This is a genomic window from Mesorhizobium sp. ISC11 (assembly GCF_037162595.1).
In the GTDB taxonomy this organism is placed as follows: Bacteria; Pseudomonadota; Alphaproteobacteria; order Rhizobiales; family Rhizobiaceae; genus Mesorhizobium; species Mesorhizobium ciceri.
The window spans coordinates 1,272,042-1,293,706 of the sequence record NZ_JAVSPW010000001.1; the positions used below are offsets into that span (position 1 = coordinate 1,272,042).

General features: G+C 61.8%; 33 protein-coding genes. 32 read left to right on the plus strand and 1 reads right to left on the minus strand.

Annotated features, from left to right (window positions below; translation table 11 throughout):
• Nucleotides 1-29: 29 nt before the first annotated feature.
• A complete protein-coding gene (locus RPF88_RS06410) occupies nucleotides 30-311 on the minus strand; it encodes a transcriptional regulator (protein ID WP_013531420.1) in 282 nt (93 codons plus the stop codon).
• 497 nt (nucleotides 312-808) lie between these two features.
• Between RPF88_RS06410 and rpsL the strand changes: the two genes are divergently transcribed.
• The 32 genes from rpsL to RPF88_RS06570 all read left to right on the plus strand — a co-directional run bounded on the left by rpsL (nucleotide 809) and on the right by RPF88_RS06570 (nucleotide 21,636).
• Nucleotides 809-1,180: a 30S ribosomal protein S12 gene (gene rpsL / locus RPF88_RS06415; protein WP_006333356.1), complete on the plus strand. Its 372-nt coding sequence runs from the start codon at nucleotides 809-811 to the stop codon at nucleotides 1,178-1,180.
• A gap of 76 nt (nucleotides 1,181-1,256) precedes the next feature.
• Nucleotides 1,257-1,727, plus strand: coding sequence for a 30S ribosomal protein S7 (gene rpsG / locus RPF88_RS06420; protein ID WP_008875664.1), 471 nt, complete (start codon nucleotides 1,257-1,259; stop codon nucleotides 1,725-1,727).
• Nucleotides 1,728-1,756: 29 nt separating this feature from the next.
• Nucleotides 1,757-3,847, plus strand: coding sequence for an elongation factor G (gene fusA, locus RPF88_RS06425; protein WP_013531421.1), 2,091 nt, complete (start codon nucleotides 1,757-1,759; stop codon nucleotides 3,845-3,847).
• A gap of 99 nt (nucleotides 3,848-3,946) precedes the next feature.
• Entirely contained in the window at nucleotides 3,947-5,122 is a 1,176-nt protein-coding gene (tuf, locus tag RPF88_RS06430; protein ID WP_013531404.1) for an elongation factor Tu, read from the plus strand.
• A gap of 69 nt (nucleotides 5,123-5,191) precedes the next feature.
• Nucleotides 5,192-5,500, plus strand: a complete 309-nt coding sequence (rpsJ, locus tag RPF88_RS06435) for a 30S ribosomal protein S10 (RefSeq protein WP_010909272.1) — start codon at nucleotides 5,192-5,194, stop codon at nucleotides 5,498-5,500.
• Between the two features lie 61 nt (nucleotides 5,501-5,561).
• Nucleotides 5,562-6,290 carry a 50S ribosomal protein L3 gene (gene rplC / locus RPF88_RS06440; protein ID WP_013531422.1) on the plus strand — a complete coding sequence of 243 codons (729 nt, stop codon included), beginning with the start codon at nucleotides 5,562-5,564 and terminating at the stop codon, nucleotides 6,288-6,290.
• Nucleotides 6,290-6,910 (plus strand): 50S ribosomal protein L4, encoded by a 621-nt coding sequence (gene rplD, locus RPF88_RS06445; RefSeq protein WP_013531423.1) that lies wholly within the window; start codon nucleotides 6,290-6,292, stop codon nucleotides 6,908-6,910. The genes rplC and rplD overlap by 1 nt, the downstream gene beginning before the upstream one ends.
• Nucleotides 6,907-7,200, plus strand: coding sequence for a 50S ribosomal protein L23 (locus tag RPF88_RS06450; protein ID WP_013531424.1), 294 nt, complete (start codon nucleotides 6,907-6,909; stop codon nucleotides 7,198-7,200). The genes rplD and RPF88_RS06450 overlap by 4 nt, the downstream gene beginning before the upstream one ends.
• A 22-nt stretch (nucleotides 7,201-7,222) precedes the next feature.
• On the plus strand, nucleotides 7,223-8,056 hold the full coding sequence (gene rplB / locus RPF88_RS06455; protein ID WP_024505067.1) for a 50S ribosomal protein L2: 834 nt from the start codon (nucleotides 7,223-7,225) through the stop codon (nucleotides 8,054-8,056).
• 16 nt (nucleotides 8,057-8,072) lie between these two features.
• Nucleotides 8,073-8,351: a 30S ribosomal protein S19 gene (gene rpsS / locus RPF88_RS06460; protein ID WP_006205463.1), complete on the plus strand. Its 279-nt coding sequence runs from the start codon at nucleotides 8,073-8,075 to the stop codon at nucleotides 8,349-8,351.
• Nucleotides 8,352-8,353: 2 nt separating this feature from the next.
• A complete protein-coding gene (gene rplV, locus RPF88_RS06465) occupies nucleotides 8,354-8,743 on the plus strand; it encodes a 50S ribosomal protein L22 (protein ID WP_006205462.1) in 390 nt (129 codons plus the stop codon).
• Complete coding sequence (gene rpsC / locus RPF88_RS06470; RefSeq protein ID WP_013531426.1) at nucleotides 8,743-9,468, plus strand: 30S ribosomal protein S3; 726 nt, start codon at nucleotides 8,743-8,745, stop codon at nucleotides 9,466-9,468. The genes rplV and rpsC overlap by 1 nt, the downstream gene beginning before the upstream one ends.
• Nucleotides 9,469-9,495: 27 nt before the next feature.
• The gene (rplP, locus tag RPF88_RS06475) at nucleotides 9,496-9,909 is read left to right on the plus strand and encodes a 50S ribosomal protein L16 (protein ID WP_013531427.1); all 414 of its coding nucleotides are present in this window, start codon (nucleotides 9,496-9,498) and stop codon (nucleotides 9,907-9,909) included.
• 13 nt (nucleotides 9,910-9,922) lie between these two features.
• A complete protein-coding gene (gene rpmC / locus RPF88_RS06480) occupies nucleotides 9,923-10,123 on the plus strand; it encodes a 50S ribosomal protein L29 (RefSeq protein WP_006205459.1) in 201 nt (66 codons plus the stop codon).
• A gap of 11 nt (nucleotides 10,124-10,134) precedes the next feature.
• Complete coding sequence (gene rpsQ, locus RPF88_RS06485) at nucleotides 10,135-10,374, plus strand: 30S ribosomal protein S17 (protein ID WP_010909280.1); 240 nt, start codon at nucleotides 10,135-10,137, stop codon at nucleotides 10,372-10,374.
• An 83-nt stretch (nucleotides 10,375-10,457) separates the two neighbouring features.
• Complete coding sequence (gene rplN / locus RPF88_RS06490) at nucleotides 10,458-10,826, plus strand: 50S ribosomal protein L14 (protein WP_006205457.1); 369 nt, start codon at nucleotides 10,458-10,460, stop codon at nucleotides 10,824-10,826.
• 12 nt (nucleotides 10,827-10,838) lie between these two features.
• Complete coding sequence (gene rplX, locus RPF88_RS06495; RefSeq protein WP_013531428.1) at nucleotides 10,839-11,153, plus strand: 50S ribosomal protein L24; 315 nt, start codon at nucleotides 10,839-10,841, stop codon at nucleotides 11,151-11,153.
• Entirely contained in the window at nucleotides 11,146-11,745 is a 600-nt protein-coding gene (gene rplE / locus RPF88_RS06500; protein ID WP_013531429.1) for a 50S ribosomal protein L5, read from the plus strand. The genes rplX and rplE overlap by 8 nt, the downstream gene beginning before the upstream one ends.
• Before the next feature lie 27 nt (nucleotides 11,746-11,772).
• Complete coding sequence (rpsN, locus tag RPF88_RS06505; RefSeq protein ID WP_013895695.1) at nucleotides 11,773-12,078, plus strand: 30S ribosomal protein S14; 306 nt, start codon at nucleotides 11,773-11,775, stop codon at nucleotides 12,076-12,078.
• 12 nt (nucleotides 12,079-12,090) lie between these two features.
• Nucleotides 12,091-12,489, plus strand: a complete 399-nt coding sequence (rpsH, locus tag RPF88_RS06510) for a 30S ribosomal protein S8 (RefSeq protein ID WP_013531431.1) — start codon at nucleotides 12,091-12,093, stop codon at nucleotides 12,487-12,489.
• An 89-nt stretch (nucleotides 12,490-12,578) separates the two neighbouring features.
• Nucleotides 12,579-13,112 (plus strand): 50S ribosomal protein L6, encoded by a 534-nt coding sequence (rplF, locus tag RPF88_RS06515; protein ID WP_013531432.1) that lies wholly within the window; start codon nucleotides 12,579-12,581, stop codon nucleotides 13,110-13,112.
• Between the two features lie 138 nt (nucleotides 13,113-13,250).
• The gene (gene rplR / locus RPF88_RS06520) at nucleotides 13,251-13,610 is read left to right on the plus strand and encodes a 50S ribosomal protein L18 (RefSeq protein ID WP_013531433.1); all 360 of its coding nucleotides are present in this window, start codon (nucleotides 13,251-13,253) and stop codon (nucleotides 13,608-13,610) included.
• A gap of 148 nt (nucleotides 13,611-13,758) precedes the next feature.
• Nucleotides 13,759-14,322, plus strand: a complete 564-nt coding sequence (gene rpsE / locus RPF88_RS06525; protein WP_006333394.1) for a 30S ribosomal protein S5 — start codon at nucleotides 13,759-13,761, stop codon at nucleotides 14,320-14,322.
• Nucleotides 14,323-14,346: 24 nt separating this feature from the next.
• A complete protein-coding gene (gene rpmD, locus RPF88_RS06530) occupies nucleotides 14,347-14,544 on the plus strand; it encodes a 50S ribosomal protein L30 (RefSeq protein WP_006205449.1) in 198 nt (65 codons plus the stop codon).
• Between the two features lie 22 nt (nucleotides 14,545-14,566).
• A complete protein-coding gene (gene rplO / locus RPF88_RS06535) occupies nucleotides 14,567-15,043 on the plus strand; it encodes a 50S ribosomal protein L15 (protein ID WP_013531434.1) in 477 nt (158 codons plus the stop codon).
• Between the two features lie 192 nt (nucleotides 15,044-15,235).
• Nucleotides 15,236-16,576 (plus strand): preprotein translocase subunit SecY, encoded by a 1,341-nt coding sequence (gene secY / locus RPF88_RS06540; protein ID WP_013531435.1) that lies wholly within the window; start codon nucleotides 15,236-15,238, stop codon nucleotides 16,574-16,576.
• Nucleotides 16,573-17,169 carry an adenylate kinase gene (locus RPF88_RS06545; protein ID WP_013531436.1) on the plus strand — a complete coding sequence of 199 codons (597 nt, stop codon included), beginning with the start codon at nucleotides 16,573-16,575 and terminating at the stop codon, nucleotides 17,167-17,169. Before secY ends, RPF88_RS06545 begins: the two co-directional genes overlap by 4 nt.
• 210 nt (nucleotides 17,170-17,379) lie before the next feature.
• Nucleotides 17,380-17,748 carry a 30S ribosomal protein S13 gene (gene rpsM / locus RPF88_RS06550; RefSeq protein WP_013531437.1) on the plus strand — a complete coding sequence of 123 codons (369 nt, stop codon included), beginning with the start codon at nucleotides 17,380-17,382 and terminating at the stop codon, nucleotides 17,746-17,748.
• A gap of 162 nt (nucleotides 17,749-17,910) precedes the next feature.
• Nucleotides 17,911-18,300, plus strand: coding sequence for a 30S ribosomal protein S11 (gene rpsK, locus RPF88_RS06555; protein ID WP_006205444.1), 390 nt, complete (start codon nucleotides 17,911-17,913; stop codon nucleotides 18,298-18,300).
• A 102-nt stretch (nucleotides 18,301-18,402) separates the two neighbouring features.
• A complete protein-coding gene (locus RPF88_RS06560) occupies nucleotides 18,403-19,413 on the plus strand; it encodes a DNA-directed RNA polymerase subunit alpha (RefSeq protein WP_013531438.1) in 1,011 nt (336 codons plus the stop codon).
• A 104-nt stretch (nucleotides 19,414-19,517) separates the two neighbouring features.
• A complete protein-coding gene (gene rplQ / locus RPF88_RS06565; protein WP_013531439.1) occupies nucleotides 19,518-19,949 on the plus strand; it encodes a 50S ribosomal protein L17 in 432 nt (143 codons plus the stop codon).
• 199 nt (nucleotides 19,950-20,148) lie between these two features.
• Nucleotides 20,149-21,636, plus strand: a complete 1,488-nt coding sequence (locus RPF88_RS06570; protein ID WP_013531440.1) for a DegQ family serine endoprotease — start codon at nucleotides 20,149-20,151, stop codon at nucleotides 21,634-21,636.
• Nucleotides 21,637-21,665: the final 29 nt, after the last annotated feature.

Sequence of the window (21,665 nt, forward strand, 5' to 3'; positions counted from 1 at the left end):
CGGCAGTCGATTCGAAAGCTGGACCGGGGTCAGATCGGCACGTCGAAGGTAACGATCGACACTTCGCCTTCGAGCGCGCCCTGGAAGGCGGAAATATGCGGCTCTTCGTCGGGGATGCCGTCCATGTCGCCGATCTGGTCGAGCTCGGCCTCGGCGTAACCTTCGGCGGCAAGCGATTCGAGCGCCCGGCGCACCGCCGAATCGTCGTCGGGCGCAACCAGCATGACGTGGACGCCTTCCGGTTTGCCGCCTTTTTTCTTCCACACCCGGCCGGTGATGATGGTGACCGGGCGTTCTTCGTTGTCGTTCACGGGCCGATTCCTCTTGGCAGCGGGTGGGCGGGCGAGGGGGTTTTGACTGCTCATGCGGCCTTTTCGCATGAAGCAAGGCCGCGCAACAGCGCAAACCCATTCACTTTGCCTGAAGGCTTGTCACTTTCTTCCTCGCTCTTGCAAAAATGCGAAAGAAAATTACATGCGGTTTTCGTATGGCTGCCAAGCCTTGGTCGGCGCGCAATATTTGGTGCTCCGGGCTTGACGGTCCGCGGTCTTACGGGTAGAAGCCGCCCAGTCAGAACCGATGTGAGGCTCTCCCTTCCGAAGCGACACGCTTTGGAGTTTGCCTCAAACAGGGTTCGTTTTACGAGCGAAAAGACATTTCCGGCGTGCACGAAGCGGCTTCCGCTTCCTCTGCCTTTTGTTCGGGCAAGACCGCGAGGCGCGGTTTATGGCCCGAATTTGCGTATGGAAATGACGCTTTGAGCGGCCCTGACCGGGCGAGACACGGAATTGAGAGACAAGAGGGTTTAATGCCTACCGTCAACCAGCTGATCCGCAAGCCGCGCATTGCGCCGGTGAAGCGCAACAAGGTCCCGGCCATGCAGCAGAACCCGCAGAAGCGGGGCGTCTGCACGCGCGTCTATACAACGACGCCGAAGAAGCCGAACTCGGCGCTGCGCAAGGTGGCCAAGATCCGCCTGACCAATGGTTTTGAAGTGATCGGGTACATCCCCGGCGAAGGCCACAACCTTCAGGAGCACTCCGTGGTGATGATCCGCGGCGGCCGCGTCAAGGATCTTCCGGGCGTTCGCTACCACATCATCCGCGGCGTGCTCGACACGCAGGGTGTGAAGAACCGCAAGCAGCGCCGTTCGAAGTACGGCGCCAAGCGCCCGAAGTAAGGGGCGTCCGAAATAAGATTTTCCGGCCTTGGCGCTCCTTGAGTGCGTCGGGCTATGAGATTGAGAGACAAAAGCCATGTCGCGTCGTCACAGTGCAGAAAAGCGTGAGATCAATCCGGACCCGAAGTTCGGCGATCTGATCGTCACCAAGTTCATGAACGCCGTCATGTATGACGGTAAGAAGTCGGTCGCCGAGACCATCGTCTACGGCGCGCTCGACCAGGTTCAGTCGAAGACCAAGCAGGAGCCGGTCACCGTCTTCCATCAGGCGCTCGACAATGTCGCGCCGCATGTGGAAGTGCGTTCGCGCCGTGTCGGCGGCGCCACCTACCAGGTTCCGGTCGACGTGCGCCCCGAGCGCCGCCAGGCATTGGCCATTCGCTGGCTGATTGCTGCGGCCCGCAACCGCAACGAGACCACGATGGTCGACCGCCTCTCCGGCGAGCTGATGGACGCGGCCAACAACCGCGGCACCGCTGTCAAGAAGCGTGAAGACACCCACAAGATGGCTGAAGCCAACCGCGCTTTCGCGCACTACCGCTGGTAAAGCGCGAACGAGACTGAGAGGCAGCTACGATGGCCCGCGAATACAAAATCGAAGACTACCGCAATTTCGGTATCATGGCGCATATTGACGCCGGTAAGACGACGACCACCGAGCGCGTCCTCTACTACACGGGCAAGTCGCACAAGATCGGCGAAGTCCACGACGGCGCTGCCACCATGGATTGGATGGAGCAGGAGCAGGAGCGCGGCATCACCATCACGTCCGCCGCGACCACGACCTTCTGGAAGGCTCGTGACGGCAAGATGCACCGCTTCAACATCATCGACACCCCCGGCCACGTCGACTTCACCATCGAAGTCGAGCGTTCGCTGCGCGTGCTCGACGGCGCCATCGCACTGCTCGATGCCAATGCCGGTGTTGAGCCGCAGACCGAGACCGTCTGGCGCCAGGCCGACAAGTATCGCGTTCCGCGCATGATCTTCTGCAACAAGATGGACAAGATCGGCGCCGACTTCTATCGCTCGGTCGAGATGATCGGCTCGCGCCTCGGTGCGCATGCTGTTGTCATGCAGCTGCCGATTGGTGCCGAGACCGAGTTCAAGGGCGTTGTCGACCTCGTCGAGATGAACGCGCTGGTCTGGCGCGACGAGACGCTGGGCGCTGCCTGGGATATCGTCGAGATCCCGGACGACCTCAAGGCTCGTGCCGAAGAATACCGCGAGAAGATGATCGAGGCTGCCGTCGAAATGGACGAGACGGCGCTTGAGAATTACCTCGAAGGCAAGATGCCGTCGAATGACGAGATTCGCGCGCTGATCCGCAAGGGCACCATCGCGGTCAAGTTCTACCCGATGTTCTGTGGCTCGGCCTTCAAGAACAAGGGCGTGCAGCCGCTGCTCGACGCCGTCGTCGAATATCTGCCGTCGCCGGCCGATGTTCCCGCCATCAAGGGCGTCGATGCCAAGACCGACGCCGAGATCGAGCGTCATGCCGACGACAACGAGCCGCTGTCGATGCTCGCCTTCAAGATCATGAACGACCCGTTCGTCGGTTCGCTGACCTTTGCGCGCATCTATTCGGGCAGGCTCACCAAGGGCATCTCGGTCGACAACACCGTGAAGGGCAAGAAAGAGCGCATCGGCCGCATGCTGCAGATGCATGCGAACTCGCGCGCCGACGTCGAAGAGGCATTTGCCGGCGACATCGTTGCTCTTGCCGGTCTCAAGGATACGACCACCGGCGACACGCTGAGCGATCCGCTGCATCCGGTCATTCTCGAGCGCATGGAATTCCCCGATCCGGTCATCCAGATCGCCATCGAGCCGAAGACCAAGAACGACCAGGAAAAGATGGGCCTCGCCCTTCACCGCCTGGCCGCCGAGGATCCGTCCTTCCGCGTCAAGACCGACGAGGAAAGTGGCCAGACCATCATTTCCGGCATGGGCGAACTCCACCTCGACATCATCGTCGACCGCATGCGTCGCGAGTTCAAGGTTGAGGCCAATGTCGGCGCACCGCAGGTGGCCTATCGCGAGACGATCACCCGCAAGCACGAGCAGGACTACACGCACAAGAAGCAGACTGGCGGTACCGGTCAGTTCGCTCGCGTCAAGATCCTCTTCGAGCCGAACCCGGACAGCAGCGAGTTCGAGTTCGATACCAAGATCGTCGGCGGCGCCGTGCCGAAGGAATACATCCCTGGTGTCGAAAAGGGCATCAACAGCGTCATGACCTCGGGTCCGTTCGCGGGCTTCCCGATGATCGGCGTCAAGGCGACCCTCATCGACGGCGCTTACCACGATGTCGACTCCAGCGTTCTGGCCTTCGAAATCGCCGGCCGCGCCTGCTTCCGTGAAGCAGCACCCAAGCTTGGCGTGCAGCTGCTCGAGCCGATCATGAAGGTCGAAGTCGTGACGCCGGAAGACTACGTCGGCAGCGTCATCGGCGATCTGAACGGTCGTCGTGGCCAGATCCAGGGTCAGGAAGCACGTGGTGTCGCCGTGGTCATCAACGCGATGGTGCCGCTCGCCAACATGTTCAAGTATGTCGACAACCTGCGCTCGATGAGCCAGGGCCGTGCGGCCTACACGATGCAGTTCGATCACTACGAGCCGGTTCCGACCGCAGTGGCCCAGGAAGTCCAGAAGAAATACGCGTAAGGGTTCCTTAGCCACCGACGTCGCGTCCCTTGCGCGGTGCCGGATCTGAAGAGCGAATAACAATTTCCCCCAAGCGGGTAGAATAGACGGAGAACGATTATGGCCAAAGGTAAATTCGAGCGTAACAAGCCTCACGTGAACATCGGCACGATTGGCCACGTCGACCATGGCAAGACGTCGCTGACGGCGGCGATCACCAAGTATTTTGGCGAATACAAGCGCTACGACCAGATCGACGCTGCCCCTGAAGAAAAGGCGCGCGGCATCACGATCTCGACGGCTCACGTCGAATACGAGACGGCCAACCGCCACTACGCTCACGTCGACTGCCCCGGCCACGCCGATTATGTGAAGAACATGATCACCGGCGCCGCGCAGATGGACGGCGCGATCCTGGTCGTGTCGGCTGCCGACGGCCCGATGCCGCAGACCCGCGAGCACATCCTGCTGGCCCGTCAGGTCGGCGTGCCGTCGATCGTGGTGTTCCTGAACAAGGTCGACCAGGTCGACGACGCCGAGCTGCTCGAACTGGTCGAGCTCGAGGTTCGCGAGCTTCTGACCAAGAACGAATTCCCCGGCGACGACATTCCGATCGTCAAGGGTTCGGCTCTGGCTGCTCTCGAAGACTCGGACAAGAAGATCGGTGAAGACGCGATCCGCGAGCTGATGGCTGCGGTCGATGCCTACATCCCGACGCCGGTCCGTCCGCTCGACAAGCCGTTCCTGATGCCGATCGAAGACGTGTTCTCGATCTCGGGCCGCGGCACGGTGGTGACCGGCCGCGTCGAGCGCGGCGTGGTCAAGGTCGGCGAGGAACTCGAGATCATCGGCATCCGTCCGACGACCAAGACGACCTGCACGGGCGTGGAAATGTTCCGCAAGCTGCTCGATCAGGGCCAGGCTGGCGACAACATCGGCGCGCTGCTGCGCGGCGTTGATCGTGAAGGTGTCGAGCGCGGCCAGGTTCTGGCCAAGCCGGGCACGGTGAAGCCGCACAAGAAGTTCGTGGCCGAAGCCTACATCCTGACCAAGGACGAAGGTGGCCGTCACACGCCGTTCTTCACCAACTACCGTCCGCAGTTCTACTTCCGCACGACCGACGTGACCGGCATCGTGTCGCTGCCGGAAGGCACCGAGATGGTGATGCCGGGCGACAACATCACGGTCGATGTCGAGCTGATCGTGCCGATCGCCATGGAAGAGAAGCTGCGCTTCGCTATCCGTGAAGGCGGCCGCACCGTCGGTGCCGGCATCGTCGTCACCATCAAAGAGTAATTTGGACTTAAACCGATCTGTCGCGGGCGCGGGAGTTGCCCGCGCCGCGCCAGAACAAGGAAGTGACGCATGAACGGACAGAATATCCGCATCCGCCTTAAGGCGTTTGACCACCGCGTGCTCGACGCCTCGACGAAGGAAATCGTGTCGACGGCCAAGCGTACCGGTGCAAACGTCCGCGGCCCCATTCCGCTGCCGACGCGGATCGAAAAGTTCACGGTCAACCGGTCGCCTCACGTCGACAAGAAGAGCCGCGAGCAGTTCGAGATGCGCACGCACAAGCGTCTGCTCGACATCGTCGATCCGACCCCGCAAACGGTCGATGCTTTGATGAAGCTCGATCTGGCCGCCGGCGTCGACGTCGAGATCAAGCTCTAAGGGAATGAGAGCGCGGTAAGGGGCGGTGCCCCTGGCCCGGAACTCTAAAGGAATTGAACCGATGCGTTCAGGTGTGATTGCAAAGAAGGTGGGAATGACCCGCATCTATAACGATGCCGGGGAACATGTTCCCGTCACCGTTCTCCTGATGGAGAACTGCCAGGTCGTGGCCCAGCGCACGCAAGAGAAGAATGGCTACACCGCCGTTCAGCTCGGCGTTGGCCTTGCCAAGGTGAAGAACACGTCGAAGGCGATGCGCGGCCATTTCGCGACCGCTTCCGTCGAGCCGAAGGCGAAGGTCGCCGAGTTCCGCGTCTCCGCCGACAACATGATCGATGTCGGCGCCGAGATCACCGTCGAGCACTTCGTCGCCGGCCAGAAGGTCGATGTGACGGGCACGACGATCGGCAAGGGCTTTCAGGGCGTCATCAAGCGCCACCACATGGGCGGTGGCCGTGCAACGCACGGTAACTCGGTTTCGCACCGTACGCACGGTTCGACCGGCCAGCGCCAGGACCCGGGCAAGGTGTTCAAGGGCAAGCATATGGCTGGCCACATGGGCGACACCCGCGTCACCACGCAGAATGTCGAGATCGTATCGACCGACGCCGACCGCGGCCTGATCCTGATCCGCGGTGCGGTTCCCGGATCGAAGGGCGCCTGGATCCTGGTCCGCGATGCGGCCAAGGTGGCACTGCCGGCCAATGCGCCGAAGCCTGCCGCGATCCGCGCCGTTGCTGCCGAAAGTGGCGCCAAGAACGAGGCTCCGGCCACAGAGGGAGCGGAATAATGGATCTCAAGATCACAACGCTGGGCGGCAAGGACGCCGGCAAGGTGGAACTCTCCGACGAGATTTTCGGCCTTGATCCGCGCGAAGACATCCTGCAGCGCGTCGTGCGCTGGCAGCTTGCCAAGAAGCAGCAGGGCACGCACAAGACCAAGGGTCGCGCCGAGATCGCGCGCACCGGCGCCAAGATGTACAAGCAGAAGGGTACGGGCCGCGCCCGTCACCATTCGGCACGCGCTCCGCAGTTCCGCGGCGGCGGCAAGGCCCACGGCCCGGTCGTTCGCAGCCACGAGCACGAACTGCCGAAGAAGGTTCGCGCTCTCGGCCTCAAGCATGCTCTCTCGGCCAAGGCCAAGAGCGCGTCGATCATCATCATCGACGAGCTGAAGCTGACCGAGGCCAAGACGAAGGCGCTGATCGCGAATTTCGCGACGCTGGGCCTGACCAATGCTTTGCTGATCGGCGGCGCCGAGCTTGACAAGAACTTCAAGCTGGCGGCGACGAACATCCCCAACATCGACGTGCTGCCCATCCAGGGCATCAACGTCTACGACATTCTGCGCCGCGGCACGCTGGTCCTTTCGAAGGCCGCCGTCGAGGCTCTCGAGGAGCGTTTTAAATGACCGACCTTCGTCATTACGACGTGATCGTCTCGCCGGCGATCACCGAAAAGTCGACCATGGCCTCCGAGCAGAACAAGGTCGTCTTCAACGTCGCCAAGAAGGCGTCGAAGCCGGAAATCAAGGCCGCCGTCGAAGCGCTGTTCGGCGTCAAGGTGATGGCCGTGAACACGCTTGTCCGCAAGGGCAAGATCAAGCGCTTCCGTGGCACGGTTGGCCGCCAGAGCGACGTCAAGAAGGCGGTTGTGACGCTGGCCGATGGCCAGTCGATCGACGTCGCGACGGGTCTCTGAGCAAGGCCGCGAGGACAGAACAATGGCACTGAAAAAATTCAACCCGGTAACGCCCAGCACCCGTCAGCTGGTCATCGTCGACCGCTCGGGCCTCTACAAGGGCAAGCCCGTCAAGGGTCTGACCGAAGGCCTGACCAAGTCGGGCGGCCGCAACAATCACGGTCGCATCACCGCCCGCTTCATCGGCGGTGGTCACAAGCGTTCGTACCGCATCATCGACTTCAAGCGCCGCAAGTTCGACGTCGTCGGCACGGTCGAGCGCATTGAGTACGATCCGAACCGCACCGCCTTCATCGCGCTGATCAAGTATGACGATGGCGAGCTGTCCTACATCATCGCTCCGCAGCGTCTGGCTCCCGGCGACAAGATCGTGTCCGGTGAATCGGTCGACGTGAAGCCGGGCAATGCGATGCCGCTGGCTTCGATGCCGGTCGGCACCATCGTCCACAACATCGAGCTGAAGCCGGGCAAGGGCGCTCAGGTCGCCCGTTCGGCAGGTGGTTACGGTCAGTTGGTCGGTCGTGACCAGGGCATGGCGATCCTGCGCCTCAATTCGGGCGAGCAGCGTGTCGTTCACGGCTCCTGCATGGCCACTGTTGGCGCCGTGTCCAATCCGGACCACGGCAACATCAATGACGGCAAGGCCGGTCGCACGGTCTGGCGTGGCAAGCGCCCGCACAATCGCGGCGTGACCATGAACCCGGTCGACCATCCGCACGGCGGCGGCGAAGGCCGCACATCGGGTGGCCGCCATCCGGTTTCGCCCTGGGGCAAGCCGACCAAGGGCAAGAAGACGCGGTCCAACAAGGCGACCGACAAGTTCATCCTGCGCTCGCGCCATCAGCGCAAGAGCTAAGAAGAGGTAACGCCAAGTGACTCGTTCGATTTGGAAAGGCCCCTTCATTGACGGCTACCTTCTCAAGAAGGTGGACAAGGTTCGTGAAGGTGGTCGCAATGAGGTGATCAAGATGTGGAGCCGTCGCTCCACCATCCTGCCGCAGTTCGTCGGCTTCACCTTCGGTGTCTACAACGGCCAGAAGCATGTTCCCGTCTCGGTGAACGAGGACATGGTCGGTCACAAGTTCGGTGAATTCGCTCCGACCCGGACCTATTACGGTCACGGCGCGGATAAGAAGGCGAAGAGGAAATAATCATGGGCAAGGCCAAAGCTCCGCGCAGGCTTGCTGATAACGAAGCGCGCGCCGTATTGCGCACGATCCGTATCAGCCCGCAGAAGCTGAACCTCGTTGCCGCGCTGATCCGCGGCAAGAAGGTCGCGACAGCGCTTTCCGATCTCGAATTCTCGGCCAAGCGGATTTCCGGCACGGTCAAGAAGACGCTGGAATCGGCAATCGCCAACGCGGAAAACAACCACGACCTGGATGTCGATGCACTGATCGTGGCGGAAGCCTATGTCGGCAAGTCGATCGTCATGAAGCGGTTCCATGCCCGTGGCCGCGGTCGCGCCAGCCGTATCGAGAAGCCGTTCTCGCACCTCACGATCGTCGTTCGTGAAGTCGAAGAAAAAGGGGAGGCCGCATAATGGGCCAGAAAGTCAATCCGATCGGTCTTCGCCTCGGCATCAACCGCACCTGGGATTCGCGCTGGTTCGCGAACACCGGCGAGTACGGCAAGCTGCTGCATGAGGACATCAAGATCCGCAAGTATCTCGAGAAGGAGCTCAAGCAGGCTGCCATCTCGAAGGTCGTGATCGAGCGTCCGCACAAGAAGTGCCGCGTCACCATCCATGCCGCGCGCCCGGGTCTGATCATCGGCAAGAAGGGCGCCGACATCGAGAAGCTTCGCAAGAAGCTGATGGAGATGACGAAGTCCGAGACGCACCTCAACATCGTTGAAGTGCGCAAGCCGGAGATCGACGCGACCCTGGTCGCCCAGTCGATCGCCCAGCAGCTCGAGCGTCGTATCGCGTTCCGCCGCGCCATGAAGCGTGCCGTTCAGTCGGCGATGCGCCTCGGTGCCGAGGGCATCCGCATCAACTGCGCCGGCCGCCTCGGCGGCGCCGAGATCGCGCGCATGGAATGGTATCGCGAAGGCCGCGTGCCGCTGCATACGCTGCGTGCGGACGTCGACTACGGTACGGCCGAAGCGCACACGGCTTATGGCATCTGCGGCGTCAAGGTCTGGGTGTTCAAGGGCGAGATCCTTGAGCATGACCCGATGGCTTCGGAGCGTCGGGCCAGCGAAAGCGATGCAGCGCATGGCGGTGGTGGTGATCGCGAACGCGGTCGTCGTCGCGAAAACGCCTGAGACATTTAGGAATTTGGAGTTAGAACGATGCTGCAGCCAAAGCGCACAAAGTTCCGCAAGCAGTTCAAGGGCCGTATCCATGGTACCGCAAAGGGCGGCACCAACCTGGATTTCGGTGGTTTCGGGCTGAAGGCGCTTGAGCCGAACCGCGTCACCGCACGTGAGATCGAGGCGGCCCGCCGCGCGATCACCCGTGAAATGAAGCGCGCTGGTCGCGTCTGGATCCGTATTTTCCCGGACGTGCCGGTCACTTCGAAGCCGACCGAAGTCCGCATGGGTAAGGGCAAGGGCGCGGTCGATTATTGGGCGGCGCGCGTCAAGCCAGGCCGCATCATGTTCGAGATCGACGGCGTCAATGAAGAAACCGCCCGTGAGGCACTGCGTCTCGGCGCGGCCAAGCTCTCGGTCAAGACGCGCTTCGTGCAGCGCATCGCAGAATAAGGACGGGCTGATCATGAAAGCCGAAGACATCCGGACCAAGACCCAGGACCAGCTGACCGACGACCTGGCCAGCCTGAAGAAGGAGCAGTTCAACCTGCGCTTCCAGAAGGCCACCGGCCAGCTCGAGAAGACCGCGCGCGTGAGACAGGTTCGTAAGGACATTGCGCGTATCAAGACCATCGCTGCGGAAAAGTCCGCGGCTAAGAAGGCTTAAGGACGAAAACCATGCCAAAGCGCATTCTGCAGGGCACCGTCGTCAGCGACAAGAACGAGAAGACGGTTGTCGTCAAGGTCGAACGGCGCTTCACGCATCCCGTGATGAAGAAGACCGTGCGCATGACCAAGAAGTACAAGGCGCACGACGAGAACAACGCCCACAAGGTTGGCGATCAGGTGTTCATCCAGGAATCGAAGCCGATTTCCAAGGACAAGCGCTGGATCGTCGTGTCTTCGGACCAAGCCTGACCTCGGGCGTAAACAACGAATTTTGGACAGACCGGGGAGGGGCTTTGAGCCCATCCCGTTAGAAGAGAAGAAGGCGGCCAGTCATGATTCAGATGCAAACAAACCTCGACGTCGCGGATAATTCCGGCGCCCGTCGTGTCATGTGCATCAAGGTGCTGGGCGGCTCGAAGCGGAAATACGCTTCCGTGGGCGACATCATCGTGGTGTCGATCAAGGAAGCCATTCCGCGCGGCCGCGTGAAGAAGGGCGATGTGATGAAGGCGGTCGTGGTTCGCACGGCCAAGGACATCCGCCGCCCGGACGGCAGCGTGATCCGTTTCGACAAGAACGCGGCCGTTCTCGTCGACAACAAGAAAGAGCCGATCGGCACGCGTATCTTCGGACCGGTTCCGCGCGAACTCCGCGCCAAGAACCACATGAAGATCATCTCGCTCGCGCCTGAAGTGCTGTAAGGAGCCGGACCAATGCAAAAGATTAGAAAAGGCGACAAGGTCGTCGTGCTGGCCGGCAAGGACAAGGGCCGTTCGGGCGAAGTCCTCTCGGTACAGCCGAAGGAAGACACCGCGCTGGTGCGCGGCGTCAACATGATCCGCCGTCACCAGAAGCAGTCCCAGTCCCAAGAGGGCGGGATCATCACCAAGGAAGCGCCGATCCAGCTGTCGAACATCGCGCTGGCCGACCCCAAGGATGGCAAGCCGACCCGCGTCGGCTTCATCTTCCAGAAGGACGGCAAGAAGGTGCGCGTCGCCAAGCGCTCGGGAGAAGTCATCAATGGCTAAGGCTCAAACCACGAAGCCCAAGGCTGAAAGCAAACAGTCCAAGGCTCAGAACACGCCGCGCCTCAAGCAGGTCTACAACGAGACCATCCGCAAGGCGCTGCAGGAACAGTTCGGCTACGACAACGAGATGCAGGTTCCGCGCATCGACAAGATCGTGCTGAACATGGGCGTCGGCGAAGCGACCGCCGATTCGAAGAAGCCTTCGATCGCGGCCGAAGACCTGGCGATGATTGCCGGCCAGAAGGCCGTCGTCACCCGCGCCCGCAACTCGATCGCCGGCTTCAAGGTCCGCGAGAAGATGCCGATCGGCGCCAAGGTCACGTTGCGCAAGGAACGCATGTATGAGTTCCTTGACCGTCTCGTGAACATCGCACTGCCGCGCGTCCGCGACTTTCGCGGACTGAATCCGAAGAGCTTCGATGGCCGTGGCAACTACGCCATGGGCATCAAGGAACACATCGTGTTCCCGGAGATCAACTACGACAAGGTTGATCAGATCTGGGGCATGGACGTCATCGTTTGTACGACTGCGAAGACGGACGACGAAGCCAGGGCATTGCTCAAGGCCTTCAACTTCCCCTTCCGCCAGTAACGGCAGCGAGAAAAGGAAAAATCTGAAATGGCAAAGACCAGCTCAGTCGAGAAGAACAACAGGCGCCGCAAGCTTGCCGACCAGTACGGTCCCAAGCGGGCTGCGCTCAAGGCGATCATCATGGATCAGTCCAAGCCGATGGAAGAGCGTTTCCGCGCTCAGCTCAAGCTTGCCGCCATGCCGCGCAACTCGGCCAAGATCCGCATCCGCAACCGCTGCGAAGTCACCGGCCGTCCGCGCGCCTACTATCGCAAGCTCAAAGTATCGCGCATCGCGCTTCGTGATCTCGGCAATAACGGCCAGATCCCGGGCCTGGTCAAGTCGAGCTGGTAAGGAGGACATAACATGTCATTGAGCGATCCTCTCGGCGATATGCTGACCCGCATCCGCAACGCGTATGGCCGCAAGAAGTCGAGCGTTTCGACGCCGGCTTCGCGTCTGCGCACCCGCGTCCTCGACGTGCTGAAGGCTGAAGGCTATATCCGCGATTACAGCCAGACCGACTTCGACAACGGCAAGTCCGAAATCGAGATCGAGCTGAAGTATTTCGACGGCGCGCCGGTCGTGCGCGAAATCGCCCGCGTTTCGAAGCCAGGCCGCCGCGTCTATGTTTCGGCCAAGTCGATTCCGCAGGTCGCAAACGGCCTCGGCATCGCCATCCTTTCGACACCGAAGGGCGTGATGGCCGACCATGAAGCACGTGAACAGAACGTCGGCGGTGAGATCCTCTGCCAGATCTTCTGATCTGGCAGTTGACCGCAAAGTGGAATCCGGTCTTCGGATCGTTCCCGAAGACAGAGACCTGAAACAAGAGAAGTGACGAGGACAACAAAATGTCTCGTATTGGAAAGAAACCCGTTTCGCTGCCGCAGGGCGTGACCGCGACCGTCAACGGCCAGACCGTGACGGCGAAGGGCCCCAAGGGTGAGCTGAAGTTCGTGGTGAACGACGAAGTGCTGGTCAAGATGGAAGGCAGCGAGATCGCTGTCCAGCCGCGCGACCAGACCAAGACCGCCCGCTCCAAGTGGGGCATGTCGCGCACGCAGATCGTCAACATCCTGCAGGGCGTCAAGGACGGTTTCGAGAAGAAGCTCGAGATCACCGGCGTCGGCTATCGCGCGGCACTTCAGGGCAAGAACCTGCAGCTGGCGCTTGGCTTCAGCCATGACGTCGTCTATGAGACGCCGCAGGGCATCACCATCACCGTGCCGAAGCCGACTGAAATCACTGTGGCCGGCATCGACAAGCAGCAGGTCGGCCAGGTTGCGGCCGAGATCCGCGAGTATCGTGGTCCCGAGCCTTACAAGGGCAAGGGCGTCCGCTACGCCGGCGAGAAGATCGTCCGCAAGGAAGGCAAGAAGAAGTAGTAGGCCTGGCCTCGAGAAGTTGAAGACTTTTCGGAAAGGGCCAAGCCAAGAGTGTAACGCCGCGGGGAGCGGTCGCGGGAGGCGCTTTCGCCTACCGCATATGGCGGCCCCCGTTTTTTGAAGGCAAGGAAGACCATCATGGGTACCAAGGAATCCACGCAGCGCCGCGCGCAGCGCGTCCGTCGTCAGATCAAGAAGGTCGCCGGCGAGCGTCCGCGTCTGTCGGTCCACCGCACGTCGAAGAACATCTATGTGCAGGTCATCGACGACGCCAAGGGCCACACCATCGCCGCCGCTTCGACGCTCGAGAAGGACTTCAAGGGTTCGCTCAAGACCGGCGCCGACACCGCTGCCGCCACCGCGATCGGCAAGCTGATCGCCGAGCGCGCCACCAAGGCCGGCGTCAAGGAAGTCGTCTTCGACCGCGGCGCCTACATCTATCACGGCCGCGTCAAGGCGCTCGCCGAGGCTGCCCGCGAAGGTGGCTTGAGCTTCTAAGCATAGTCCCGAAAAGTTGCAGACTTTTCGGATAAAGATTATGCGAAGGAAATGATTTCGCCCCCGGTGACCGTTTCCCGATTTATTCGGGGCGAGGCACCGGATCTTATCAGCAACCGTGCTTCCGGAAAAAAACAAGGAACAGGATATGGCACAGGAACGTAGGGATGGCGGCCGCGGCCGCGATCGTGAAGAACGCGATGACGGCATGGTGGACAAGCTCGTCCACATCAACCGCGTCGCCAAGGTCGTCAAGGGCGGCCGTCGCTTCGGTTTTGCCGCACTCGTCGTCGTCGGCGACCAGAAGGGCCGCGTCGGCTTTGGTCACGGCAAGGCGCGCGAAGTGCCGGAAGCTATCCGCAAGGCAACTGAATCGGCTAAGCGCGACATGATTTTCGTGCCGCTGCGCTCGGGCCGTACGCTGCATCACGACGTCGAAGGACGCTGGGGTGCTGGACGCGTGCTGCTGCGCGCCGCCAAGCAAGGTACCGGCATCATCGCCGGTGGCCCGATGCGCGCTGTCTTCGAGACGCTCGGCATGCATGACGTGGTCGCCAAGTCGATGGGTTCGTCGAACCCCTACAACATGGTTCGCGCCACCTTCGACGCGCTGAAGAGCCAGATGCATCCCAAGGATGTGGCTGCTGCTCGCGGCATCAAGTATTCGACCCTTCAGGCCCGCCGCGGCACCGCCGTTGCGGCTGAAGAATAGTCGATCTGACCAGGGATTTTGACCATGGCCAAGAAAGCAACCAAGACCATCACCGTTGAGCAGATCGGTTCGCCGATCCGCCGTCCGAAGGAACAGCGCGCGACGCTGGTCGGCCTCGGCCTCAACAAGATGCACAAGCAGCGCACGCTGGAAGATACGCCCTCCGTGCGCGGCATGATCGCTGCCGTCCAGCATCTCGTCCGCGTCGTGGACGAGGGCTGAGCCAGAGCGCAGGAGAAGTCAGATGAAACTCAACGATCTGCGTGACAAGGACGGCGCGACGCACTCCAAGAAGCGTCTCGGCCGTGGTATCGGCTCCGGCTCCGGCAAGACCGGCGGTCGCGGCGTCAAGGGCCAGAAGGCGCGCTCCGGCGTCGCCATCAACGGCTTCGAGGGTGGCCAGATGCCGCTCTACCGGCGCCTGCCGAAGCGTGGCTTCAACAACATCTTCGCCAAGAGCTTCACCGTCGTGTCGCTGGCCCGCATCCAGGTGGCCATCGACGCCAAGAAGCTCGACGCCAAGGCAACCGTGACGGCTGAATCGCTGGTTGCCGCCGGCGTCATCCGCCGCGTCAAGGACGGTGTGCGCATCCTCTCGGATGGCGAGATCAAGGCGAAGCTCGCCTTTGACGTCGCCGGCGCCTCCAAGGCCGCGATCGAGAAGATCGAAAAGGCCGGCGGTTCGGTCAAGCTGCCGCAGGAAAAGGCAGCTGCCGAGTAACGGCAATTTGAAGCGCGATCGGCAGGAGTGGGATCCGTTTTTGCTCACGATTTCGCTTTGATCTGCTCAACGAGGCGGCCGCGTCAACGCGGCCGCTTGCATGTTTAGAGCCCGGAGCTTATCTCGTGAGCTTCGGTGAAACGCGCCGCCTGACCTCAGGGCCATCAAGCGTTACCAAGCGGAGAATCAGGCATGGCTTCGGCTGCTGAACAATTAGCCTCGAATCTGAATTTCTCGGCCTTCGCCAAGGCGGAGGATTTGAAGAAGCGCATCTGGTTCACGATCGGCGCGCTGCTGGTTTATCGCCTCGGCACCTACATCCCGCTTCCCGGTATCAATCCCGACGCCTTCGCCCAGGCCTTCTCTTCGCAGAGCAAGGGCGTGCTCGGCATGTTCAACATGTTCGCCGGCGGCGCCGTGCAGCGCATGGCGATCTTTGCGCTCGGCATCATGCCTTACATCTCCGCCTCCATCATCATGCAGCTGATGACCTCGGTCATCCCGTCATTGGAAGCGCTGAAGAAGGAAGGCGAACAGGGCCGCAAGGTCATCAACCAGTACACGCGCTACGGCACCGTGCTGCTTGCGCTGGTCCAGGCCTATGGCATTTCTGTCGGGCTGGAAGGCGGCAACGGCATCGTCAGTGACCCCGGCATGTTCTTCCGCATCTCGACCGTCGTCACGCTGGTCGGCGGCACCATGTTCCTGATGTGGCTGGGCGAGCAGATCACCGCCCGCGGCATCGGCAACGGTATTTCGCTGATCATCTTCTCCGGCATCGTCGCCGGCCTGCCGCACGCCATCTCCGGCACGCTGGAGCTTGGCCGCACCGGCGCGCTGTCGACCGGCCTGATCCTGGCGATCATCGTGCTGGCTATCGTCGTCATTGCGCTCATCGTGTTCTTCGAGCGCGCCCAGCGCCGTTTGCTGATCCAGTATCCGAAGCGCCAGGTCGGCAACCGGATGTTCCAGGGCGATACCTCGCACCTGCCGCTGAAGCTCAACACGTCGGGCGTCATTCCGCCGATCTTTGCCTCGTCGCTGCTTTTGCTGCCGGCCACCGTCGCCGGCTTCTCGCAGACGACGAACCTGCCGGCGTGGGCAAGCACCGTGCTCGCCTCGCTCGGCCACGGCCAGCCGCTCTACATGCTGTTTTATGCGGCGATGATCGTGTTCTTCGCCTTCTTCTACACCGCGATTGTCTTCAACCCGAAGGACACCGCCGACCAGCTCAAGAAGCATTCGGGCTTCATCCCGGGCTATCGTCCGGGCGAGCGCACCGCCGATTATATCGATTACGTTCTCACCCGCATCACCGTCGTCGGCGCCATCTATCTGGTGCTGGTGTGCCTGCTGCCGGAGTTCCTGATCTCGGCGACTGGCGTACCATTCTACCTTGGTGGCACATCGCTTCTGATCGTGGTCAGTGTCACGCTCGATACGGTTGCGCAGATTCAGGGTCACCTGATCGCGCACCAGTATGAAGGCCTGATCAAGAAGTCGAAGCTGCGCGGGGGGAAGAAAGCCAGATGAGGTTGATATTGCTTGGGCCGCCAGGAGCGGGCAAGGGGACGCAAGCACAAAGACTGGTAGAAAAACACGGCATACCCCAGCTCTCGACGGGCGACATGCTGCGTGCTGCCGTCCAGGCAGGCACCGAGGTTGGCAAGCGCGCCAAGGCGGTGATGGATGCCGGTGAACTGGTGTCCGACGCGATCGTCAACGCGATCGTCGCTGAGCGTATCGATCAGCCCGACTGCGCCAAGGGGTTCATCCTCGACGGCTATCCGCGGACCCTGGTGCAGGCGGATGCGGTCGAGCAGATGCTGTCGGATCGCTCCCAGGGGCTCGACGCCGTCATTGAACTCGTGGTCGACGACAAGGCCCTGGTTGGCCGGATCGTCAAACGCGCCGACGAGGCGCAGGCCGCCGGCCTTCCCGTTCGCAAGGACGACAATCCGACCGTGTTCGAAGAGCGCTTGAGGGAATACTACAAGAAGACGTCGCCGCTGATTGGCTACTACTATGCCAAGGGCAAGCTCCGCAGTGTCGACGGCATGGCCGATATCGACGCCGTGACGGAACAGATCGAAGCGGTGCTCAAGGACGCGGTGCGGGGAAATTAACGATTGCACTTGACGGAGGCGGTTCGCTGCGGTATGGCGGCCCGTCTTCCTATCAGGCATGAGCTTTGCTTGTCCGCAAGGGCAAGGCAGCCGCATTGAACTGGAAACTCCCGCATGGGCCGGCCTCCACCGGACGCGGGGCAACTTAAGACAGCGCCGAGCCTACCTTGTTTTTGAGGATTGGCCGGCCCACATGGAGAAGGGAAGAACATGGCTCGTATAGCCGGCGTCAACATTCCGACCAACAAGCGCGTTGTCATTGCGCTTCAGTACATTCACGGCATTGGCAAGCGGTTCGCCCAGGAGATCGTCGACAAGGTCGGCATCCCGGCCGAGCGCCGCGTCAACCAGCTGACCGACGCGGAAGTGCTGCAGATCCGCGAGACCATCGACCGCGATTACCAGGTTGAAGGCGACCTGCGCCGCGAAGTCTCGATGAACATCAAGCGGCTCATGGACCTCGGCTGCTACCGCGGCCTGCGTCACCGCCGCTCGCTGCCGGTCCGCGGCCAGCGCACGCATACCAATGCGCGCACCCGCAAGGGCCCGGCCAAGTCGATCGCCGGCAAGAAGAAGTAATTTTTTTAGGGGAATAAGGGAGTAGGGGAGTAAGGCAGTAGGGAATGCCCGCCAGTCGGGTCGCATTTTTCCCTACTCCCTTACTGCCCTATTCCCCTACTCCCTTACGAAGGTGGAGCCGCTGGCATTACGGCGGTGTAGAGATCAACTGAAAGGACTATCATGGCCAAGGAAGCCGCTCGTGTTCGCCGTCGCGAACGCAAGAATATCTCGTCGGGCGTTGCCCACGTCAATTCGACCTTCAACAACACGATGATCACCATCACCGATGCACAGGGCAATTCGATTGCCTGGTCGTCGGCCGGTGCCCAGGGCTTCAAGGGTTCGCGCAAGTCGACCCCGTTCGCTGCCCAGATGGCTGCCGAGGATGTTGCCAAGAAGGCCCAGGAACACGGCATGCGCATGCTCGAAGTCGAGGTCTGCGGACCCGGCTCCGGTCGTGAATCGGCACTGCGCGCCCTGCAGGCGGCCGGCTTCACCATCACCTCGATCCGTGATGTGACGCCGATCCCGCACAATGGCTGCCGCCCGCGCAAGAAGCGTCGCGTCTAAGCATTTACCGAACGCCGCGCGAGCGCCCTTGGGCGCTCCTCCGTGGCATTCCAGGTCGCCCGCCACGATTGGATGGTGGCGGGTCAACGGAAGGAAAGCATCATGATCCAGAAAAATTGGCAGGAACTGATCAAGCCGAACAAGATCGAGTTCTCGTCGAAGAAGAAGACGCTGACCACGCTGGTCGCCGAGCCTCTCGAGCGTGGCTTTGGCCTGACGCTGGGCAACGCGCTGCGCCGCGTGCTTCTGTCTTCGCTGCGCGGTGCGGCTGTTACCGCCGTGCAGATCGACGGCGTTCTACATGAATTCTCGTCCATCGCCGGTGTGCGCGAGGACGTGACCGACATCGTCTTGAATATCAAGGAAATCGCCATCCGCATGGAAGGCGATGGTCCCAAGCGCATGGTCGTTCGCAAGCAGGGACCGGGTGCGGTTCTTGCCGGCGACATCCAGACGGTTGGCGACGTCGAGATCCTCAACCCCGACCACGTCATCTGCACGCTGGACGAAGGCGCTGAAATCCGCATGGAATTCACCGTCGACACCGGCAAGGGTTACGTGCCGGCCGACCGCAACCGCGCCGAAGACGCGCCGATCGGCCTCATCCCGGTCGACAGCCTTTATTCGCCGGTCAAGAAGGTCTCCTACAAGGTCGAGAACACCCGCGAGGGCCAGGTTCTCGACTATGACAAGCTGACCATGACGATCGAGACCGACGGTTCGATCACCGGCGAGGACGCAGTGGCTTTCGCCGCCCGCATCCTGCAGGACCAGCTCGGCCTGTTCGTCAACTTCGACGAGCCGCAGAAGGAAGTCGCCGCCGAGGCCGTCACCGAGCTCGCCTTCAACCCGGCGCTGCTCAAGAAGGTCGACGAACTCGAGCTTTCGGTGCGTTCGGCCAACTGCCTGAAGAACGACAACATCGTCTATATCGGCGACCTGATCCAGAAGACCGAGGCCGAGATGCTGCGCACCCCGAACTTCGGCCGCAAGTCGCTGAACGAGATCAAGGAAGTCCTGGCGGCGATGGGCCTGCACCTCGGCATGGAAGTGCCGGACTGGCCGCCGGAAAACATCGAAGACCTCGCTAAGCGTTACGAAGACCAATATTGAGCATGAATTCCAAGGATCGGCGGCGTGGGCCGCTCGATCCGACGGTCATGCGGAAAACCATCAGAGGCCGCGGCCTCTTGAACAACTGAAGAAGGAAAAGAGCCATGCGCCACGGTTTCAAAGGCCGCCGCTTCGCCCGAAGCATTAGCCATCGCAAGTCGATGTTCGCCAACCTCGCCGTGTCGCTGCTCGAGCACGAGCAGATCGTCACAACCTTGCCGAAGGCGAAGGACCTGCGTCCGATCGTCGAGAAGCTGGTGACGCTCGGCAAGCGTGGCGACCTGCACGCCCGCCGCCAGGTCATTGCCCAGATCGGCAATGAAGGCGTCGTCAAGCGTCTGTTCGACACCATCGCGCCGCGCTACGCCAACCGCAATGGCGGCTATCTGCGCATCATGAAGGCGGGCTTCCGTCACGGTGACAACGCCGCCATGGCTGTCATCGAGTTCGTCGATCGCGACGTCTCGGCCAAGGGCGCCGGCGACCGCGCTCGCATCGAGGCCGAAAGCGCTGACGCGGACGCCGCAGCCGCATAAGGCTCGGTTTTCCCAAATGAGTTCAAAGGGGCCTGCGGGCCCCTTTTTGTTTTCTGAAAGCAGCAAACCGCGCCGGAATCCGATTTCCGGGCATGCCCCTGGGGTTTTGGCCCAAAATAGTCGGATTTCAGCGGCTTAGCCTTTCATTTTGCACAATCGTCGGGACAATGCCCCCGAACTTGCCTTGGAGGATTCGCGAATGCGCGCCAGAAGACTGCCCTTTGTTCTGCTTTTCGCCATCATGGCGTTTGCGGCCGCACCGGTGGTCAGGCAGGCATTGGCCGAGGAGACCAAGACCGATCCCGGCCTGTCAGATGTGCTGACCGACCTGCTGCATGGCGTCGAGGGCGAGAACGCGACGTCCGGTCCCGACAAGCGCGTGCCGTTCGGTCGCGAGGAGGTGCAGCTGTCGTTTGCGCCGCTGGTCAAGCAGACGGCGCCGGCGGTGGTCAATGTCTATGCCTCGCAGACCGCCAAGGTGACATCGCCTTTCGACGGCGATCCGTTCTTCGAGGAATTCTTCGGCCGCTCGCAGCCGCGTGCGCAGTCTTCGCTGGGCTCCGGCGTGCTGGTCGATCCGACTGGCGTCGTGGTCACCAATTACCACGTCATCAAGGATGCCGACCGGGTCAAGGTGGCGACCGCTGATGGGCGTGAGTTCGACAGCAAGGTGCTGCTCAAGGACGAGACTCTCGACCTTGCCGTGCTCAAGATCACCTCGGACAAGCCGTTTCCGGTCATTGCCATCGGCGATTCCGACGCGCTCGAGGTCGGCGACCTGCTGCTGGCCATAGGCAACCCCTTCGGCGTCGGCCAGACCACCACCAGCGGTATCGTCTCGGCACTGGCCCGCAGCCATATCGGCGTCTCCGATTCCAGCTTCTTCATCCAGACCGACGCCGCCATCAATCCCGGCAATTCCGGCGGCGCGCTGATCAACATGGGCGGCCAGCTGGTCGGCATCAACACGGCCATCTACAGCCGCAGCGGTGGTTCGATCGGCATCGGCTTCGCCATTCCCTCGAACATGGTTCGCGCCTTTGCCGACGCGGCCAAGGCCGGGCTCGACTTCTTCGAACGGCCCTATATCGGCGCCGAGTTCGAAGCGGTGACGCCGCAGATCGCAGAATCGCTCGGCATGGAGAAGCCGACCGGTGCGCTGGTCTCGTCGGTCGAGGCGACCGGACCGGCCGCCAAGGCAGGGCTCAAGCCTGGCGACGTGGTGCTGCAGCTCAACGGCAAGCCGGTCGAGAGCATCGAAGCGCTGGACTACCGGATGGCGACGCTGTCGATCGGCACCACCGCCAATTTCGCGGTTCTGACCAAGGGCCAGCAGGCGGCGATGGATATCGCGCTGGAGCGTGCTCCGGAAGGCATGAAGGCTGCCGAGGTGACGCTGCATGGCCGCAGCCCCTTTTCGGGCGCCAAGGTCGCGGAGCTGTCGCCCCGGCTCGCGCAGCGGCTTGGCCTGCGCACGGACATCAAGGGCGTCACCGTGGTCGACATCAACCGCGATTCACCGGCCGCCGATTTCGGCTTCCAGCCGGGCGACATCGTGCGCGAGGTGAACGGCACCACCATCGATACCGCAGCGACCCTGGAGCTGGCGGCCAAGACGGATACGCGCTGGTGGCGCTTTACGGTCGAGCGCGGCGGGCAGATACTGCGTCAGGTGTTGCGTTATTAGGGCTGGGTTCCGTGCATTCGGGCTCATGC

What these genes read in the sequence shown, in the direction of transcription:
- rpsL (WP_006333356.1), top strand. Translation starts at nt 809, where the DNA reads ATGCCTACCGTCAACCAGCTGATCCGCAAGCCGCGCATTGCGCCGGTG.
- rpsG (WP_008875664.1), top strand. Translation starts at nt 1,257, where the DNA reads ATGTCGCGTCGTCACAGTGCAGAAAAGCGTGAGATCAATCCGGACCCG.
- fusA (WP_013531421.1), top strand. Translation starts at nt 1,757, where the DNA reads ATGGCCCGCGAATACAAAATCGAAGACTACCGCAATTTCGGTATCATG.
- tuf (WP_013531404.1), top strand. Translation starts at nt 3,947, where the DNA reads ATGGCCAAAGGTAAATTCGAGCGTAACAAGCCTCACGTGAACATCGGC.
- rpsJ (WP_010909272.1), top strand. Translation starts at nt 5,192, where the DNA reads ATGAACGGACAGAATATCCGCATCCGCCTTAAGGCGTTTGACCACCGC.
- rplC (WP_013531422.1), top strand. Translation starts at nt 5,562, where the DNA reads ATGCGTTCAGGTGTGATTGCAAAGAAGGTGGGAATGACCCGCATCTAT.
- rplD (WP_013531423.1), top strand. Translation starts at nt 6,290, where the DNA reads ATGGATCTCAAGATCACAACGCTGGGCGGCAAGGACGCCGGCAAGGTG.
- RPF88_RS06450 (WP_013531424.1), top strand. Translation starts at nt 6,907, where the DNA reads ATGACCGACCTTCGTCATTACGACGTGATCGTCTCGCCGGCGATCACC.
- rplB (WP_024505067.1), top strand. Translation starts at nt 7,223, where the DNA reads ATGGCACTGAAAAAATTCAACCCGGTAACGCCCAGCACCCGTCAGCTG.
- rplV (WP_006205462.1), top strand. Translation starts at nt 8,354, where the DNA reads ATGGGCAAGGCCAAAGCTCCGCGCAGGCTTGCTGATAACGAAGCGCGC.
- rpsC (WP_013531426.1), top strand. Translation starts at nt 8,743, where the DNA reads ATGGGCCAGAAAGTCAATCCGATCGGTCTTCGCCTCGGCATCAACCGC.
- rplP (WP_013531427.1), top strand. Translation starts at nt 9,496, where the DNA reads ATGCTGCAGCCAAAGCGCACAAAGTTCCGCAAGCAGTTCAAGGGCCGT.
- rpmC (WP_006205459.1), top strand. Translation starts at nt 9,923, where the DNA reads ATGAAAGCCGAAGACATCCGGACCAAGACCCAGGACCAGCTGACCGAC.
- rpsQ (WP_010909280.1), top strand. Translation starts at nt 10,135, where the DNA reads ATGCCAAAGCGCATTCTGCAGGGCACCGTCGTCAGCGACAAGAACGAG.
- rplN (WP_006205457.1), top strand. Translation starts at nt 10,458, where the DNA reads ATGATTCAGATGCAAACAAACCTCGACGTCGCGGATAATTCCGGCGCC.
- rplX (WP_013531428.1), top strand. Translation starts at nt 10,839, where the DNA reads ATGCAAAAGATTAGAAAAGGCGACAAGGTCGTCGTGCTGGCCGGCAAG.
- rplE (WP_013531429.1), top strand. Translation starts at nt 11,146, where the DNA reads ATGGCTAAGGCTCAAACCACGAAGCCCAAGGCTGAAAGCAAACAGTCC.
- rpsN (WP_013895695.1), top strand. Translation starts at nt 11,773, where the DNA reads ATGGCAAAGACCAGCTCAGTCGAGAAGAACAACAGGCGCCGCAAGCTT.
- rpsH (WP_013531431.1), top strand. Translation starts at nt 12,091, where the DNA reads ATGTCATTGAGCGATCCTCTCGGCGATATGCTGACCCGCATCCGCAAC.
- rplF (WP_013531432.1), top strand. Translation starts at nt 12,579, where the DNA reads ATGTCTCGTATTGGAAAGAAACCCGTTTCGCTGCCGCAGGGCGTGACC.
- rplR (WP_013531433.1), top strand. Translation starts at nt 13,251, where the DNA reads ATGGGTACCAAGGAATCCACGCAGCGCCGCGCGCAGCGCGTCCGTCGT.
- rpsE (WP_006333394.1), top strand. Translation starts at nt 13,759, where the DNA reads ATGGCACAGGAACGTAGGGATGGCGGCCGCGGCCGCGATCGTGAAGAA.
- rpmD (WP_006205449.1), top strand. Translation starts at nt 14,347, where the DNA reads ATGGCCAAGAAAGCAACCAAGACCATCACCGTTGAGCAGATCGGTTCG.
- rplO (WP_013531434.1), top strand. Translation starts at nt 14,567, where the DNA reads ATGAAACTCAACGATCTGCGTGACAAGGACGGCGCGACGCACTCCAAG.
- secY (WP_013531435.1), top strand. Translation starts at nt 15,236, where the DNA reads ATGGCTTCGGCTGCTGAACAATTAGCCTCGAATCTGAATTTCTCGGCC.
- RPF88_RS06545 (WP_013531436.1), top strand. Translation starts at nt 16,573, where the DNA reads ATGAGGTTGATATTGCTTGGGCCGCCAGGAGCGGGCAAGGGGACGCAA.
- rpsM (WP_013531437.1), top strand. Translation starts at nt 17,380, where the DNA reads ATGGCTCGTATAGCCGGCGTCAACATTCCGACCAACAAGCGCGTTGTC.
- rpsK (WP_006205444.1), top strand. Translation starts at nt 17,911, where the DNA reads ATGGCCAAGGAAGCCGCTCGTGTTCGCCGTCGCGAACGCAAGAATATC.
- RPF88_RS06560 (WP_013531438.1), top strand. Translation starts at nt 18,403, where the DNA reads ATGATCCAGAAAAATTGGCAGGAACTGATCAAGCCGAACAAGATCGAG.
- rplQ (WP_013531439.1), top strand. Translation starts at nt 19,518, where the DNA reads ATGCGCCACGGTTTCAAAGGCCGCCGCTTCGCCCGAAGCATTAGCCAT.
- RPF88_RS06570 (WP_013531440.1), top strand. Translation starts at nt 20,149, where the DNA reads ATGCGCGCCAGAAGACTGCCCTTTGTTCTGCTTTTCGCCATCATGGCG.